Here is a 15,148-nt window from a genome sequence, read left to right as displayed (position 1 = left end):
GAAGGTTCCATGACTGAGGTGACTCTAGCCGTCGTGGGCGGCGGCCTGCGAGGGCTGACCTACGCGCGCCGCGCGCACGCCACGGGCGCGGGGCGCGTGGTGGCGGTGGCCGAGCCCGACCCGGAGCGGCGCGCCGCGTTCGCGGCGGAGTTCGGCCTGGAGCCCCGGCAGGCGCACACGGACTGGACGGAGCTCGTGGCGGCCGGGCGGGTGGCCGACGCCGCGGTCGTGGCCACCCAGGACCAGCTGCACACCGGGCCCGCGGTCGCGCTCGCGGACCTCGGTTATCACATTCTCCTGGAGAAGCCGATGGCGACGAGCGAGCCCGAGGCGACCGAGATCGCCGAGGCCGCCCGCCGCAACGGCATCATGCTGGCGGTCTGCCACGTGCTGCGCTACACGCCGTACACGCGGGCGGTCAGGGAACTGCTGGACGAGGGGCGGATCGGGCGGCTGATCGGCGCCCAGCACCTGGAGCCGGTGGGCTGGTGGCACCAGGCGCACTCGTTCGTCCGCGGGCATTGGCGGCGGCAGGACACCTCGGCGCCGATGCTGCTCGCCAAGGCCTGCCACGACGTGGACTGGCTGGTGCACCTGTTCGGCAGGCCGCCCGCGCGGGTGTCGTCGTTCGGCTCGCTGTCGCACTTCCGTCCCGAGGAGCGGCCCGAGGGGGCGGCGGACCGGTGCCTGGACTGCCCGCTGGAGCCGTCCTGCCCGTACTCGGCGCCGCGGCTCTACCTCGGCTGCCTCGGCGACCCCGACCGGGAGTTCTGGCCGCTGTCGGCGGTCACGCCCGGCCGCACCGAGGAGGAGGTGCGCGAGGCGCTGCGCACCGGTCCTTACGGGCGGTGCGTGTACGCCTGCGACAACGACGTCGTGGACCACCAGGAGGTGACGATGGAGTTCGACGACGGCGCGACGTGCTCGTTCACGATGAGCGCGTTCACGCCCGTGGAGCACCGCCGCACCCGGCTGTTCGGCACCCACGGCTACATCGAGGGCGACGGGCGCACGCTGCGCGTGGTCGACTTCCGCACCGGCGGCGAGGAAACCGTGGACACGGTCGGCCAGGCGGGCCCGTCGGCGGCCGACGGGCACGGCGGGGGCGACGAAGGGCTGGCCGACGCGTTCCTCGCCGCCGTCGCCGCGGGCGATCCGTCCCTGCTGAGCACCGACGGCGCCGAGAGCCTGATGACGCACCGGGTGGTGTGGGCGGCCGAGCGGGCCCGCCTCACCGGCACGGTCGTCACGCTCTGAGCGCTGCTATCCGTACATCTTCCTGAGCGGGGCCTTGAGCAGCTTTCCGGCCGCGTTCTTGGGCAGCTCGGGCACGATCTGCAGATATTTCGGGATCTTGTAGCGGGCCAACCGCCCGTCCAGGTGCCGCAGCAGGTCGCCGGGCTCGGCCGCCGCGCCCGGCCGCGGCACGACGAGCGCCTTGCCCACCTCGCCCCAGCGCTCGTCGGGCACGCCGATCACCGCGCACTCGGCGACCGCGGGATGGCCGTAGAGCACGCTCTCGACCTCGGCCGGGTAGATGTTCTCGCCGCCGGAGATGATCACGTCCTTGATGCGGTCCGAGATGGTCACGTAGCCGTCCTCGTCGGCGATCCCGACGTCGCCGGAGCGGAACCAGCCGTCCGCGTCGAGCACCTCCGCGCTCTCCTCGGGGCGGCGCCAGTAGCCGGGCATGACGTTGGGGCCCTGGACGTACACCTCGCCGGGCTCGCCCGGGGCGGCGGGCGAGCCGTCGGGCGCGACGAGGCGGACGTCGGAGAAGAAGCACGGCACTCCGGCGCTCCCCGCCTTGTCGACCGAGCGCTCGGCCCCGAGGAACAGCGCGCCGGGCGCGGTCTCGGTCATGCCGTACCCCTGGAGGAACGTCAGCCCGCGCTCCTGGTAGGCCCGGATCAGCGGCAGCGGCACCGGCGCGCCGCCGCACAGCAGGTGGCGCAGGCTCGACAGGTCGGCCCCGGCCCAGCGGGGCGAGCGCGTGAGCATGCCGAACATCGACGGCACCCCGAACATCACCGTCACCCGCTCGCGCTCGACCAGCTCGAACGTGCGCTCCACGTCGAACGACGGCTCCAGGACGCACCGGCCGCCCTTGAGCACGGTCGGGACCAGCGTCTGCGCCAGCGCCGCGATGTGGAACAGCGGCGCGCTGACCAGCGTCACCTCGTCGGGCCCGAGCGGCACGTCGACCAGCAGGTTGACCGCGTTCCAGGTGAGGTTGCCGTGGGTGAGCATGGCGCCCTTGGGACGGCCGGTGGTGCCCGAGGTGTACATGATCAGGCAGACGTCGCCGCGGCTCACCGGCTCGTCGATCGGGGCGGCCGAGCCGGCGGCGAGCAGGTTTTCGTACGCCGCCGCCGGCACGTGCCGGCCGGGCAGCCCGTCGCCGTCTCGGCCCGAGCCCAGCAGCAGCGCGGCCGGGTCGGCGTCCTCCAGGACGAAGCGCAGCTCGGGGACGGTCAGACGGGTGTTGAGCGGCACGAACACCGCCCCCAGCAGGCCCGCCGCGAAGAACGTCTCGACCAGCGCGGGCTCGTTCGGCCCGAGGTAGGCGACCCGGTCGCCGCGCCGCACGCCGAGCTCGCCCGCCAGGGCGGAGGCCAGCCGGTGGACACGCTCCCGCAGCTCGCCGTAGGTGCGGTCACGTCCCTGGAACGACAGCGCGACCCGATCGGGCGTCATCCTCGCCCTGCGCGCCGGCCACGAGCCGATCCCCTGATTCCGCATCGGGCCTCCTCAGCCCCAAGTTAGGCCACGATGTGATCGCTGTCACCGTCCCGCCCGCGATCGAGGCCCGCCAGGGAGTCGTCGGGGACGGTGTCGAGCAGCCGCTCCGCGACCGCCGTCGCCTCCGGCCTGAACCGCTCGTGCAGCGCGTGGCAGACCCGCTGGGCCTGCTCGGCCGGCCAGTCGCCGGGCAGGTGGCGCAGCGGCAGCCGGGGGTCGGTCCTGATGATCTGCAGCCAGCCGGTCAGCAGCGTCAGCGAGCGGGCCAGGTCGTCGGGGGCCTCCGGCGCGGGGTCGGGCCGGTCCCAGCGGCGCAGGAACTCCCGGTAGCGGCGGCCCAGGCCCTCCAGGTCGTACGCCTCCCGCACCAGCGCCTGCATGTCCGTGGGGCGGCGCGGCTCGGCGGCGAACACCTTGACGTTCGCGCCCAGGTCGGCGCGCAGGTCGTCGATCACCTCCGTCACGTCCACCTCGCCGGGGGCGATCCACAGGCCGTTCTGCAGCGGGCCGAAGCCGGACCAGACGAGCCGGGAGCGCAGCTCGTGCCGCTGCCGCTGCCACGACTCGGGCAGCGAGAACCCGATCAGCGTCCAGCGGTCCTCCGCGGCGTCGTTGACGACCCCGCTGTGCCAGATGCGCCGCTCGCCGTCCCGCAGCACCTCGTCGCTGGTGGGCGTGAGCCCGAAGTACATGCGCCGGCCGGAGCGCCGGCGGCGCAGCAGGCCGCGCCTGACCATGCGGGTCAGGGTCGAGCGGGTGGCCTCCTCCGAGATGCCGACCTTGGCGAACACCTCGATGAAGCTGCGTGAGGAGACGCAGATCCCGCGCCGGTACACGTGATCCCCCAGGAAGGTGAGCATCACCGACTGAGGCCGCATGGACCCCTCCCCCACATCTTGGGCACTCTCTTGACAGCCGTAATGTACCTGCCTACATTCAGGGCCTCATCGCAGTCAGGAGGTCCTGAATGCGCAAGTTGCTGCCCGCCCTGATGGGCGTGGTCCTGGCCGTGACCGCCTGCGGCTCCGGCGGCTCAGGCTCCGGAGGCGGCGGCGGGGATCCGATCAAGGTGGGGCTCATCGTCTCGCTCACCGGCAACTACACGCCGCTCGGCAGCGAGGACAAGAAGGCCGTCGAGCTCGCGGTCGAGCAGGTCAACGCGGCCGGCGGGCTGCTCGGGCGCAAGGTCGAGCTGGTCACCCGCGACGACAAGACCGCCCCCGACCAGGGCATCGTGGCCTACAACCAGATCAAGGGCGACATCGACGCGCTGATCGGGCCGGTCTTCTCCAACGCGGCGCTCGCGGTCGAGCCGCTCGCGCAGCGCGACAGGATGCCGTACCTGTCGCTCGCGCCCGCGCAGGAGCAGGTCGAGCCGATCAAGTCGTACGTCTTCGTCACCCCCGCCCTGTCCAGCATGTACGCCGAGCGCTACCTGCAGTACATCCAGGCCGAGGGCATCAAGACGATCGCGGTCGCCTGGGACTCCAAGAGCGCGTACTCGGTCTCCGGCCACCAGGCGATGACCGCGCTCGCCGGCAAGTACGGCGTCACGATCGCCGTGGACGAGCCGTACGAGACCACGAACTCCGACTTCAGCGCCCTGTTCCAGCACGTGCGCGACTCCCGCGCCGAGGCGCTGGTGTTCTGGGGCTCCGGCGCGCCCGGCGTGACCGCGGCCAAGCAGTACGTCGCCTCCGGGCTCAAGACGCCGCTGTTCCTGACCGCGTCCCAGGCCAGCAAGCTGTGGCTGGAGCCGATGGGGGCGGCGGCCGAGGGCATGACCGTGCAGAGCGCGATCGGCGTCATCGGCGAGCACCTCCCGGCCGGCAAGCAGAAGCAGGTCATCGAGCAGATGGCGGGGCCGTACCGGCAGAAGCACGGCTATCCGCCGCCGCAGTTCGCCCAGGACGGCTACAGCGCGAGCCTGCTGCTGTTCGAGGCGATCAGGAAGGCGAACAGCACCGACAAGGAGAAGGTGCGGCAGGCGCTGGAGTCGATGGACCTGGTCACGCCGAACGGCCGCTTCCGCTACTCCGCCACCGACCACTCCGGGCTCTCCCCCGAGTACATCTCCGTCAACACGGTCAAGAACGGCGCGTTCGTCCCGACCCCGTGGGCGGCCGAGCAACTGGCCAAGACCGTCGGCGCGCTGGGGTAGCGGGTGCTGGCCGTCCAGGGGGTCTCGCGTTCCTTCGGGGGCGTCTACGCCGTCCGCGACGTCACCCTCGACGTCGCGGACGGCGAGGTCTGCGCCGTCATCGGCCCGAACGGCGCCGGCAAGTCCACGCTGTTCAACCTCATCACCGGCCACCTGGCCGCCGAGCGGGGCGCGATCTCGTTCCTCGGCCGCCGGGTGGACCGGCTGGCCCCGCACCGGCGGGCCAGGCTCGGCATGTCGATCGTCTTCCAGGCGGCCCGCGTCTTCCGCGGCATGACCGTGCGCGAGAACGTCATGGTCGGCCTGCACGGCGGCACCTCGGCCGGGTTCGTCGCGGCGGCGCTGCGGCTGCCCCGCCACCGGCGCGACGAGCGCGAGATCGCCGCGCGGGCGGACGCCGCGCTGGAGCGGGTCGGCCTGGCCGACTGGGCGGACCGGCCCGCCGACCGGCTGCCGATCGGGCAGCAGCGGGCGCTGCAGCTCGCCCGCGCGCTGTGCGCCCGGCCCCGGCTGCTGCTGCTCGACGAGCCCGCCTCCGGGCTGCGCGGTCAGGAGCGCGAGCGGCTGGCGGAGCTGGTGGAGGAGCTGCGCGCGGACGGCCTGACGATCCTGCTGGTCGAGCACGACGTGGCGTTCGTGACCCGGCTCGCCGACCGGATCGTGGTGCTCGACCTCGGCCGGGTCATCGCCGACGGCCCGCCCGCCGAGGTCAGGAACGACCCCCTCGTCCTCGCCGCCTACCTGGGGCAGAGCGCATGATGATCGAGGTGACGGACCTCGTCGTCGCGTACGGCGCCGCGACCGCGCTCGACCGCGTCACCCTCAGCGTCGCCGAGGGCGAGATGGTCGCCCTGCTCGGCCCGAACGGCGCGGGCAAGTCCACCCTCGCGGGCGCCCTCGCCGGGCTGCTGCGCCCCGCCTCCGGCACGGTCACGGTCGGCGGCCGGCTCGCGCTGATCCCCGAGGGACGCCAGCTCTTCCCCGACCTGTCGGTCGCCGACAACCTGGCGCTCGGCGGCTGGCGCTCCGGCGTCCGCGACCCGTCCGCCGTCTACGACGTGCTTCCCAGGCTGGCCGAGCTGGCGGACCGGCGGGCCGGCGTGCTGTCGGGCGGCGAGCAGCAGATGGTGGCGTTCGGGCGGGCCCTCATGTCCCGGCCCGACGTGCTGGTCGTGGACGAGCTGTCGCTCGGCCTGGCCCCGAACGTGACCGCCGGCCTCGCCCGGCACCTGGCCGAGCTCAACCGCTCGCGCGGCCTCGCGGTGCTGCTCATCGAGCAGAACGCCCGGCTGGCCTTCGAGCTGTGCCGGCGGGCGTACGTGCTGGAGTCAGGCCGGCTGGTCACCGAGGGCGAGTCGGCCGCGCTGGCCGGCGACCCGCGCGTGGCGGGCGCCTACCTGGGCGGGGCGATCACATGAGCGCCTTCCTCACCTACCTGCTGAACGGGCTCGCGGTCGGATGCGCGATCGCGCTCATCGCGAGCGGCCTGGTCGTCATCCACCGGGTGACCGGGGTGGTGAACTTCGCGCAGGGGACGTTCGCGGTGGTGGCGGGGCTGTGCGCGTCCTCGCTGCTCGGGCTCGGCCTCCCGCACGGCGCGAGCGAGCTGGCCGCCGTGCTCGCGGCGGCCGTCGCCGGGCTGCTGACCGGCCTCGCCGCCGTCGGGCGGCCGGGGACCACGCCGCTGTCGTCGCTCATCGTCACGCTGGGCGTGGGCGTGCTGGCGTACGCGGTGGAGATCGTGCTCTGGGGCGACCAGCCGCGCTCCGCGCCCGGCCTCGCCGGGTCCGTCACCGTCGCGGGGGCGCGGATCCAGACCCAGCACCTGCTGGTGATCGCGGTGACGGCGGTGGCCTTCGTCGCGCTCGCGTTGTTCTTCGGCCGGACGTACCTGGGCAAGGCGCTCACCGCCTGCGCCTCCAACCCGTACGCCGCCCGCGTCGTCGGCATCGACGTGCGCCGGATGGGGCTGCTCGCGTTCGCGCTGGGCGGGCTGCTCGGCGGCCTCGCCGGGGTGCTGGTGACGCCGATGCGGCCGATCTCGTTCGACACCGACGTCACGCTCATCGTCAACGGCTTCGCCGCCGCCGTGTTCGGCGCGCTGACCCGGCCGGTGATCACGCTGGGGGGCGCGCTGCTGCTGGGCGTGGCCGAGACCATGGCCGCCGGCTACGGCTACGGCTCCCACCAGCTGGAGATCGCCCTCGGGCTGATGCTCGTCGTCATGATCGTGCAGGCCGGCCGCCACCCGGCGATCTCCCAGGAGCCGACATGATCGTCCGACGCGCCCTGGGGCCGCTGGCCGCCGCCGCCGTCACGCTCGCGCTGCCCGCCGTGCTCGACGACAGCGCACTCGCCGTCTACGTCCTGCTCGGCCTGGCCGCCATGGTCACGGTCGGGGTGTCGCTGCTCATGGGGTACGCCGGGCAGGTCTCGCTCGGGCAGGGCGCCTTCTACGGGCTCGGCGCGTACACGGCCGCGCTGCTCGCGCTGAACGGCCTGCCGCCGCTGCTCGGCCTGCTCGCCGCGCCCGTGGCGGCCGCCGCGTTCGCCCTCGTCGTCGGCCTGCCGCTGCTGCGCCTGCGCGGCCACCACCTGGCCTTCGCCACGCTCGCCATGCAGCTCATCCTGCTCTCCCTCGCCGGGCAGCTCGAATTCACCGGCGGGGACATCGGCCTGCAGGCCATCCCGCCGTTCTCCGCCTGGTCGTTCGAGGCGGGCGGGGTGACCGCGTACGCGTACCTGACGTGGGCCGGGCTGGCGCTCGTCATGCTGGTCACGCGGAACGTCATCGCCTCCCGCCCCGGCCGCGCCCTGCGCGCCCTGGCCACCAGCGAGACCGCCGCCGCCTCGTCCGGCATCCCGGTGGGCCGCTACAAGCTCGCCGTCCTCGCCCTGTCCGCCGCCTTCGCCGGCCTCGCCGGGGGCATCTACTGCTTCTACACCGGGTACGTGGCGCCGGGGTCGTTCCCGGTGCTGATCTCGATCCAGTACATCGTCATGGCCGTGGTCGGCGGGCTCGGCACGATCTGGGGGGCGGTGGCGGGGGCGGCCGCCATCACCCTCCTCGTCCAGGGGCTGGACCAGCTCGCGAACCTGCCGGGGATGCCGTCGTACGCACCGGGCGTGCTGTCGTACGCGGTGTACGCCCTCGTCCTGATCGCCGTGGTCCTCTTCCTGCCGAACGGCCTCGTACCGGCGATCAGGAGACTGCTGTCCAGGGAACGCCCCGTGCAGACCCGCTGACCTGGCACTCCACGTTTCTCGTCATACTTCACGTCTACCAGGTAGTCTTCCGGTATGACTGGCGATATGACCACCATCAAAGTTCCCAAGGCGGTGCGCGACCGGCTCAACGCCATCGCCGACGAACGGGGCCGGGGCACCACGCTGGCCGCCGTGCTGACCGACCTGCTCGACCAGCACGAGACCGAGAAGACCCGCGCCCGGCTGGCCTACCAGGAGGTGCTCGCCCAGGCCGAGGAGGACGCCGAGGGCATGGCCAGAGCCGGGCGGCAGACCGAGCGGGCGATCGAGATCCTGCGTTCTCGTGGGGCCGGTCGGTGATCCCGTTCGGCTACGTGCTGGACGACACCGTCCTGATCGAGCTGGGCCGCCGCGACCTCGGTCTGCACCAGCTCATCGTCTCCTTCGACCGCGCCCACGTACGCACCAGCGTGCCGGTCATCGCCTTCGCCACCGCCGAGGCCGCGCTGTCGCCCGACCAGCGGCTGGTCCTCCGCGGCTTGACCGACATCCTGGAGCACCTGTCCCTGGAGCCGGTCGCGGCGCACACGGAGGCCGTTCGGCTGGCCGAGGTGACGGCGCGCATGGAACCTCCGGCCGACATGGCCGCCGCTCACGTGATCGCGGTCTCCCAGCACTTGGACTGGCCCGTCCTCACCGCCGACGCGGGCCGCTGGGACACCGTCAAGGCGCACCTGCCGTGGCGGGTCGACCTGGTCGAGATCGCCGACTTGAGCTGATTCACGCGTCCAAATCCGGGACACCCTCCACCCGCTGGGCCGATCCTTCCCTTGGGGCGTTCGCTTGTGCTTCTCTTGAGAGGTGAGGCTGGTCCGATGAGGCGCGGCGACGACCGCTCCATCCACGCCCTGCGCGCCACGTCGCAATTTGCCGCTTTGGAACCGATATGGGCCGGCATCAGCTCGACCATCCAACTGCGCGCCCTGCTCGTCCTCGGAGCGCTCTTCAACGAGCGCGTCTACGTGCACGACACGCAGCTCGTCGACAACCCCCGCGTGGTGGGCGACTTCAGCAGGTCCGACCTGCGGGAGAGCAACTTCTACCGGCTCCTCAGAGAGCTCATCGCGGCGGGCGTCGTCGCGGTCGGGCTCCGGGAGCACAACTACCTCTACCGTGAGGACCGGCTCGATCCCTGTGACTCCCTGGCCGACGTGCTGGGGAGCTGGAAGAAGAACAGCCCGGACGGCAAGGGCTGGGTCATCTCGCCGATCTCGCAGGCGCGCGACCGGATGATCACCGAGCTCGACGACGTTCTCGCCGGCGACGGTTCCGTCGTCGTCCGCTACGACTACGCGCGGACGAAGGACGGATTCATGCGGCAGGTCCGCGACGCCGCGAACTCGCCGGACTCGGTGCTCGCGGGCCTGCTGTCCCAGCAGCCCGCCGAGCTGCGCAGACGGTACGACGGCATCCTCGCGAGACCGCGTTTCTCGCACACGCCGATCTTCGCGTTGCTGCACGATTCCGGTCTTCCGGTGAACGACGAACTGATCCAGATCCACGGCCTCTTCGACGAGATCGCGCACGCGAACGCGTTCGACGCCCGGCTGCTGGGGTCCGACTGGGACTCCGGCCCAGGCACGGGCCTCGCCGAAGCCGTCCTCAGCGATGGGCCGTTCGAGCAGAGGGACGCCACCCCACGGTTGCGGGCGGAAGAACTCGTGGAGGCGGCCTATCGCATGGTCGAAGGGCCGTCACCCGACCTGCTCGCCATGCTGCGCTTCGAGGAGATCCTGGAGCTGCGCGGGCGGGCCAGAGAGCTGTTCGAGATCCAGACGTACCTCGAACTGCCCGACACCCGCGACCCCGACGACGCGCTGTCCGCCGCCCTGGCCGACTGCGCGGCCGACTACTGGCAGCACATCTGCGACCACATCCGATCGACGCGCCCGCACCTGACGGTGAAACCCTCCAAGATCGGCATCTTCCTGCGCAGGAGGATGCCGACGCTCGCCAGGGCGGCCGAACGGTTCGCCACGACCGGCCTGTCCACGCTCACCGAAGTGGCCATCAACGCCGTGCCCCTCATCGGCGGGATGGTGAGCGAGGAGTCGAAGCACAGCATGCTGCGGCGGGCCAATCTGGAGTTCGTGTTCTTCACGAAGTTCGCGCGCACGCGCGAGCTGCGGGACTTCTATCCGCACCGAGGCTGGATCTCCTCCGACATGAGAGTGATCACGAGCCGATGAGGGCCGCATTCTTCTCCTGGAGGTTCTGATGTCCACAGCAGCTCCTCTCGCCGAGCGCGACGGGCTGACCTGGTCCGTGAGGGCCGGCAGCGGCGACCGCGTCGGCCCCGGCCCCCATGAGCAGGACATCTGGCGGCTCGCCCGGTCGTTCGGCGGGACGGGGGCGGCGTTCGTGGACGTCGGGGCGCACGTCGGGCACTTCGCCCTCCGGCTGGCCGCGGCGTTCGCGAAGGTCATCGCCATCGAGCCGAACCCGGCCGCCCTGACCACGCTGCGGACGAACCTCCGGCTCAACGGCATCGGCAACATCGATGTCCAGCCCGTCGCGGCGCACGACCGCACGGCGCGGCTGCGGCTCTGGGACCCCTACGACGTGGTCGCCGGCCCCTGCACCCGCACCCTGGACCTCGACGAGCCGGTCACCGTGCCCGCGGACTGCGAGGTCTCCTTGCTCCACCGTGGACCGGACGGTTACGGCGCCTTCCTGGGCGACGTGGACGCGCTCCCGATCGACCTCATCGCGTCCCGGTCCGAGGAGACCGTCCGGCTGATCAAGATCGATGTCGAGGGGCACGAGGGCAGGACGCTGGCGGGCGCGAGCGAGACAATCCGGCGCCATCAGCCGGCGATCCTGATCGAGATGCACGACTCGATGTACGGAGAGCAGATCAAACAGGAAGTGGTGCGGCAACTGTCGCACCACGGCTACCTGTGGTGCGAATTCTCCCTCTACCAGCGATCGAAGATGACGACGTCGGACATGTGCCCGTACATCTACGCCGAACCGGAAAGCATCGGGCGCCGACAGGAATTCCTCGATTACGCCGAGCAGGTCAACGTGGACGCCGCCTCACGCTGGCTGACGGTGCCGTGAAACAGTCAGTATCACCACGTCCATCTCCTCGCGCCGAACCCAGCACAACGCCTCGAAGTCACCCACCGCGGCCTTGAACAGCCCCGCCCCCTCGTCGATGACCCGCAGCGCGCCGGACTCCAGATCGGTGGAGAGGTATTCGAGCGAGTCGACGATGTGCTTGGCCGCCACCGGATCATCGGCATGAATCGCCCGGATCTCCCGCACGGCGGGCGCGGCGAGCAGGATCTCGTAGTAACCCTTCACAGCGCGATCTCACGCCGCAGATCACCGAGCCGCATCGTCTCCATCCCCGCGCCGAGCTCCGCGATCAACCTCGTTCCCAGCAGGCGATCGGCAGCATCCTCAGTCGCGCGGAGCGCGTCCATCCCGGCAGCGGCCACCTCGTACGGGACCACGGCGGCCACCACCTCACGATCGCTCTCCAGGAAGACAACCTCCCCCGCGGCCGCCTGCTCGACGGCTTCCTCGACGGCGGCAGCGGTGGCGGGAATGCGCAACGTACGATTTCTCAACCCAGGCGGCTCTTCCTCTTCGAGGACTGCGCGTCCCTCCAGCCTAAAGCCTTCACCGGCACCCAGGGCCGACGTGTTCACATGTCGTGAACCCGAATACCTGGAGTCCTTCAGCGGGTGGGCTGCGGTAGCGGCCGCCTGGCGTTGCCCCTGCCTGCTCAAGCACGTCGGTCAGGAATCGAGAAGCGCACCCAGCCTGGCGAAAATAGCGTGAGCCCCATGCCCTACCTGGAATTCGTCACCCTAGAGGTGCCCGACCCCGCGGACGCCGAGCGCTTCTACGCCGCCGCCTTCGGCCTTGACGACCGGCTGCGCCTGCAGTTCTCGGACGCGCCCACGTCAGGCTTCCGCGGCTTCGCCATGTCGCTCGTCGTCTCCCAGCCCTCCACCGTCGACAGCCTCTACGGCACCGCCGTCGAGGCCGGCGCCAAGCCCCTGAAGCCGGTCGCGAAGTCCCTGTGGGGCTACGGCGGCGTCGTGCAGGCCCCGGACGGCACGATCTGGACGATCGCGAGCTCGTCGAAGAAGGACACCGGCCCAGCAACCCGGAAGATCGATCAGGTCGTGCTGCAGCTGGGCGCGCAGGACGTCTCGGCGAGCAAACGGTTCTACGTCGAGCACGGATTCGAGGTGACGAAGAGCTACGGGAGCAAGTACGTCGAGTTCTCGTCACCGTCGAGTCCTCTCTCGCTGGCGCTCTACAAGCGCAAGGCTCTGGCCAAGGTCGCCGGAGTTCCGCCCGAGGGAAGCGGGTCGCACCGGGTGGCCCTCGGCAGCGACGCCCAGCCCTTCACCGATCCGGACGGCTTCGTCTGGGTGCCGTCAGCCTGAGCCGGGGCCGGCGACCGTGATCGCGGCGGGTCGCCCACCACGGCGTTCGGCGTCTGACCTCCCACTCCTCGAACGGCCTGGCAGGTGTCCGCTGCGACGGTCCTCAGAGATCAGGATCAGGCGGAGGAGGCGTGAACGCCGGCCCTTGATGAGGCGTCATACACACGAACTGCACATCCAACTCCAAAGGACTACAAGTGCGCCTTGTCGCCCCTGTCGCCGCCTTGGTGGCCGCCGCCGCTGCTCTCACGATGGCGGCTCCCGCTCAGGCCGCCGCCGCCCCCACGGTGAAGATCTCCCGGATCTGGTACGACTCGCCCGGCTCACCGGACTTCGGCGCGAACAGCAGCCTCAACGGCGAGTACGTACAGATCAAGAACACCGGCCGGAGCGCGGTCAAGCTCAGCGGCTGGACCGTCCGCGACGAGACGGCCCGAGCGGACCACGTCTACACGTTCGGCGATGTCACCCTCAAAGCGGGCAAGACGGTCACGCTGCGGACCGGCAGGGGCCGCGACACCGCCACCACCCTGTACTGGGGCCGGAGCGGCGGCACCCTCGCCTACATCTGGAACCAGGTCAAGGACACCGGATACCTCCGCGACGCCCGGGGCCGGCTCGTCCACAAGTGCTCGTACAACAGCAGCCGCACCGCCTACAAGGACTGCTGATCGCTCATCCACATCGGGAACCCGTCCGGGGCGGAGACGACCTGGACGTTGCCGCCGTGGCGGGAGGCAGAGCGGTGAGACGTCGGGTCGAGATGGCGACGAGGAGCCCGAGTGCGGCGTAGGCCGCGCCGAGCAGGCTGGCGGCCGGCCATCCCATGGCGCTGTAGGCCCAGGTGGTGGTGATCGCACCGAGCGCGGAGCCGAGGGAGTAGAAGGCCATGTAGGCGCCGATGACGCTGCTGCTCCGGTCGGGGCGGGCGGTGGTGAGCAGGTGTTGGCTGCTGACGTGAACGGCTTGCACGGCGAAGTCCAGGACGATGACGCCGGCGATCAACAGCCACAGCGACGACCGCGCTTGAGCGATCAGCAGCCAGGAGACCGTGAGCAGGGCCAGCGACCAGCCGGTGACCGAGGGCGCCAGACCCCGGTCGGCCCATCGGCCGGCCCGGGCCGCGCCCAGCGCCCCGGTCAGACCGGCGAGTCCGAACAATCCGATCTCGCCGGTGCCGAGGTGCCACGGCTCGTCGCCGAGCGGGAGCGCCAGTCCGCTCCACAGCGTGCCGAAAGAGGCGAACAGGAAGAACGCGACCAGTCCCCGGCTGAGGAAGAGCCGGTCGCCGGCGACCAGACGACCCAGCGATGACAGCAAGTGCCCGTACCGGGCTCGGGGGCGGCGGATGTCGGCCCCTAGGGTGAAGCGGGCGGCGAGCGCGAGCATCGCGCAGAACCCGGCGATCACGAGGTAGACCGTGCGCCAGCCGGTCAGCTCGCCCAGTGTGCCCGCCACCACCCGTACGCCGAGTATCCCGACGACCACGCCCGAGGTGACCGCTCCGATGTTGCGGCCCCGCTCGCCGGCCGGTGAGACGGCGGCGACGTAGGCCACCGTGATCTGGACGACCACGGCGAACAGTCCGGCCAGGGCCAGGCCCGCGATCGCGATGCCACCGCTGGGTGCGGCGGCAGCCACCCCAGCACCTCCTGCGGTGAGCAGCAGGTGCGCCGTGATGAGCCTGCGGCGGTCGAACAGGTCGCCGAGCGGGACCAGCAGCACCAGCCCCGCGAGATAGCCCATCTGGCCGGCGGCGACCAGCCACCCCAGCGCTCCTTCCCCCAGTCCGAGGTCCTCGCCCGCGGCCTCGAGGACCGGCTGGATGCCGTAGATGGTCGACACCGCCACCGCGCACACCAGCGCGAGCACGATCCGCTGCCTCCCGGTCAATCCTGACGGCACATCAACCTCCATTAGGTTTCAAAACGCAACCTAATCAGGATAAGGGCATAATGGTTTCAAATTGCAACTCATCTACGGAGGAGTCAGTGGACGTCGCACTCGCCGCAGGAGGCGCTTGGACCGACCCGGCCTGCCCGGTCGCGCGGACCGTCGACCTGATAGGCGACCGATGGAGCCTGCTGATCATCCGCGACGCGATGGACGGGGCGACGACCTTCACCGAGTTCCATCAGCGGCTGGGGATCGCCCGCAACATCCTCGCCGACCGGCTCCGCAAACTCGTCGAGCACGGCATCCTCGACAAGAGCGCCACCGCCGACGGCAGACGGCATACCTACCGGCTCACCGCAGCGGGGCAGGACCTCTTCACGGCCATCGTCGCCCTGCGTCAATGGGGCGAGCGCCACGCCTTCGCCCCGGACGAGCCGCACTCCGTTCTCGTCGACGGCCGAGGGCGGAAGCTTCCCGAACTCCACCCCCTCGACCAGGACGGCGCGCCGCTCTCCGCCGAGGCGTCGCACGTCCGGAAAACCGCCTGAGCCCAGCCGCGCCAGTCGCCCCGGCCGGACGAGTCCCGGCATGGACGTGCCCCTGCGGCGACACCGTCTACGAGCTCCGTCAGGTGAGCTGATGGGAACCTGCGCTGACCACGCATATCCGGAAA

Annotated in this window: 18 protein-coding genes; 13 read left to right on the top strand and 5 right to left on the bottom strand. The window is 71.3% G+C overall.

The features are described from left to right. The first annotated feature begins 9 nt into the window (after positions 1–9). Positions 10–1,257, top strand: coding sequence for a Gfo/Idh/MocA family protein (locus tag AC27IY_RS01755; RefSeq protein ID WP_487176902.1), 1,248 nt, complete (start codon positions 10–12; stop codon positions 1,255–1,257). 6 nt (positions 1,258–1,263) lie between these two features. Here the strand turns inward: AC27IY_RS01755 and AC27IY_RS01750 are convergent, their stop codons facing one another. Together AC27IY_RS01750 and AC27IY_RS01745 are read right to left on the bottom strand one after the other, a co-directional pair. After that, positions 1,264–2,742 (bottom strand): acyl-CoA synthetase, encoded by a 1,479-nt coding sequence (locus AC27IY_RS01750; protein WP_487176901.1) that lies wholly within the window; start codon positions 2,740–2,742, stop codon positions 1,264–1,266. Positions 2,743–2,762: 20 nt separating this feature from the next. Further along, positions 2,763–3,620 (bottom strand): PaaX family transcriptional regulator, encoded by an 858-nt coding sequence (locus tag AC27IY_RS01745; protein ID WP_487176900.1) that lies wholly within the window; start codon positions 3,618–3,620, stop codon positions 2,763–2,765. 89 nt (positions 3,621–3,709) lie between these two features. Between AC27IY_RS01745 and AC27IY_RS01740 the strand changes: the two genes are divergently transcribed. The 9 genes from AC27IY_RS01740 to AC27IY_RS01700 all read left to right on the top strand — a co-directional run bounded on the left by AC27IY_RS01740 (position 3,710) and on the right by AC27IY_RS01700 (position 11,233). Further along, a complete protein-coding gene (locus tag AC27IY_RS01740) occupies positions 3,710–4,903 on the top strand; it encodes an ABC transporter substrate-binding protein (protein WP_364451521.1) in 1,194 nt (397 codons plus the stop codon). 3 nt (positions 4,904–4,906) lie between these two features. Beyond that, complete coding sequence (locus AC27IY_RS01735; protein WP_423473142.1) at positions 4,907–5,662, top strand: ABC transporter ATP-binding protein; 756 nt, start codon at positions 4,907–4,909, stop codon at positions 5,660–5,662. Next, entirely contained in the window at positions 5,659–6,321 is a 663-nt protein-coding gene (locus tag AC27IY_RS01730) for an ABC transporter ATP-binding protein (RefSeq protein ID WP_364451516.1), read from the top strand. The genes AC27IY_RS01735 and AC27IY_RS01730 overlap by 4 nt, the downstream gene beginning before the upstream one ends. After that, positions 6,318–7,178, top strand: a complete 861-nt coding sequence (locus tag AC27IY_RS01725; RefSeq protein ID WP_487176899.1) for a branched-chain amino acid ABC transporter permease — start codon at positions 6,318–6,320, stop codon at positions 7,176–7,178. Before AC27IY_RS01730 ends, AC27IY_RS01725 begins: the two co-directional genes overlap by 4 nt. After that, on the top strand, positions 7,175–8,149 hold the full coding sequence (locus tag AC27IY_RS01720; protein WP_344204678.1) for a branched-chain amino acid ABC transporter permease: 975 nt from the start codon (positions 7,175–7,177) through the stop codon (positions 8,147–8,149). Before AC27IY_RS01725 ends, AC27IY_RS01720 begins: the two co-directional genes overlap by 4 nt. 66 nt (positions 8,150–8,215) lie before the next feature. After that, a complete protein-coding gene (locus AC27IY_RS01715) occupies positions 8,216–8,470 on the top strand; it encodes a hypothetical protein (RefSeq protein ID WP_423445079.1) in 255 nt (84 codons plus the stop codon). Beyond that, on the top strand, positions 8,467–8,889 hold the full coding sequence (locus AC27IY_RS01710) for a hypothetical protein (protein WP_449943459.1): 423 nt from the start codon (positions 8,467–8,469) through the stop codon (positions 8,887–8,889). The genes AC27IY_RS01715 and AC27IY_RS01710 overlap by 4 nt, the downstream gene beginning before the upstream one ends. 96 nt (positions 8,890–8,985) lie before the next feature. Beyond that, a complete protein-coding gene (locus AC27IY_RS01705) occupies positions 8,986–10,359 on the top strand; it encodes a hypothetical protein (protein ID WP_487176898.1) in 1,374 nt (457 codons plus the stop codon). A gap of 28 nt (positions 10,360–10,387) precedes the next feature. Continuing rightward, positions 10,388–11,233 carry an FkbM family methyltransferase gene (locus tag AC27IY_RS01700; RefSeq protein WP_487176897.1) on the top strand — a complete coding sequence of 282 codons (846 nt, stop codon included), beginning with the start codon at positions 10,388–10,390 and terminating at the stop codon, positions 11,231–11,233. Here the strand turns inward: AC27IY_RS01700 and AC27IY_RS01695 are convergent. After that, positions 11,210–11,479, bottom strand: coding sequence for a hypothetical protein (locus AC27IY_RS01695; RefSeq protein ID WP_423445083.1), 270 nt, complete (start codon positions 11,477–11,479; stop codon positions 11,210–11,212). The genes AC27IY_RS01700 and AC27IY_RS01695 overlap by 24 nt on opposite strands. Beyond that, a complete protein-coding gene (locus tag AC27IY_RS01690) occupies positions 11,476–11,733 on the bottom strand; it encodes a hypothetical protein (RefSeq protein ID WP_487176896.1) in 258 nt (85 codons plus the stop codon). Before AC27IY_RS01690 ends, AC27IY_RS01695 begins: the two co-directional genes overlap by 4 nt. Before the next feature lie 234 nt (positions 11,734–11,967). Here AC27IY_RS01690 and AC27IY_RS01685 point away from each other — a divergent pair, with 234 nt between their 5' ends. Together AC27IY_RS01685 and AC27IY_RS01680 are read left to right on the top strand one after the other, a co-directional pair. After that, a complete protein-coding gene (locus AC27IY_RS01685) occupies positions 11,968–12,579 on the top strand; it encodes a VOC family protein (RefSeq protein ID WP_487176895.1) in 612 nt (203 codons plus the stop codon). Between the two features lie 197 nt (positions 12,580–12,776). After that, positions 12,777–13,250, top strand: coding sequence for a lamin tail domain-containing protein (locus AC27IY_RS01680; protein ID WP_423473160.1), 474 nt, complete (start codon positions 12,777–12,779; stop codon positions 13,248–13,250). Between the two features lie 4 nt (positions 13,251–13,254). Here AC27IY_RS01680 and AC27IY_RS01675 read toward each other — a convergent pair whose 3' ends face one another. Beyond that, entirely contained in the window at positions 13,255–14,484 is a 1,230-nt protein-coding gene (locus tag AC27IY_RS01675) for an MFS transporter (protein WP_487176894.1), read from the bottom strand. A gap of 86 nt (positions 14,485–14,570) precedes the next feature. On the opposite strand from AC27IY_RS01675, the gene AC27IY_RS01670 reads away from it, so the two are divergent. Then, positions 14,571–15,023: a winged helix-turn-helix transcriptional regulator gene (locus AC27IY_RS01670; protein ID WP_423445088.1), complete on the top strand. Its 453-nt coding sequence runs from the start codon at positions 14,571–14,573 to the stop codon at positions 15,021–15,023. Positions 15,024–15,148 lie beyond the last annotated feature (125 nt).

Source organism: Nonomuraea sp. B208 (assembly GCF_057536035.1).
Note: the sequence above shows the minus strand (reverse complement) of the source record. Positions and strands in the feature narration are given on the sequence as shown.

Excerpts from the sequence above, each read along its gene's own strand:
- AC27IY_RS01750 (WP_487176901.1), bottom strand. The coding sequence starts at position 2,742 with ATGCGGAATCAGGGGATCGGCTCGTGGCCGGCGCGCAGGGCGAGGATG.
- AC27IY_RS01755 (WP_487176902.1), top strand. The coding sequence starts at position 10 with ATGACTGAGGTGACTCTAGCCGTCGTGGGCGGCGGCCTGCGAGGGCTG.
- AC27IY_RS01740 (WP_364451521.1), top strand. The coding sequence starts at position 3,710 with ATGCGCAAGTTGCTGCCCGCCCTGATGGGCGTGGTCCTGGCCGTGACC.
- AC27IY_RS01715 (WP_423445079.1), top strand. The coding sequence starts at position 8,216 with ATGACCACCATCAAAGTTCCCAAGGCGGTGCGCGACCGGCTCAACGCC.
- AC27IY_RS01685 (WP_487176895.1), top strand. The coding sequence starts at position 11,968 with ATGCCCTACCTGGAATTCGTCACCCTAGAGGTGCCCGACCCCGCGGAC.
- AC27IY_RS01700 (WP_487176897.1), top strand. The coding sequence starts at position 10,388 with ATGTCCACAGCAGCTCCTCTCGCCGAGCGCGACGGGCTGACCTGGTCC.
- AC27IY_RS01720 (WP_344204678.1), top strand. The coding sequence starts at position 7,175 with ATGATCGTCCGACGCGCCCTGGGGCCGCTGGCCGCCGCCGCCGTCACG.
- AC27IY_RS01725 (WP_487176899.1), top strand. The coding sequence starts at position 6,318 with ATGAGCGCCTTCCTCACCTACCTGCTGAACGGGCTCGCGGTCGGATGC.
- AC27IY_RS01730 (WP_364451516.1), top strand. The coding sequence starts at position 5,659 with ATGATGATCGAGGTGACGGACCTCGTCGTCGCGTACGGCGCCGCGACC.
- AC27IY_RS01705 (WP_487176898.1), top strand. The coding sequence starts at position 8,986 with ATGAGGCGCGGCGACGACCGCTCCATCCACGCCCTGCGCGCCACGTCG.
- AC27IY_RS01745 (WP_487176900.1), bottom strand. The coding sequence starts at position 3,620 with ATGCGGCCTCAGTCGGTGATGCTCACCTTCCTGGGGGATCACGTGTAC.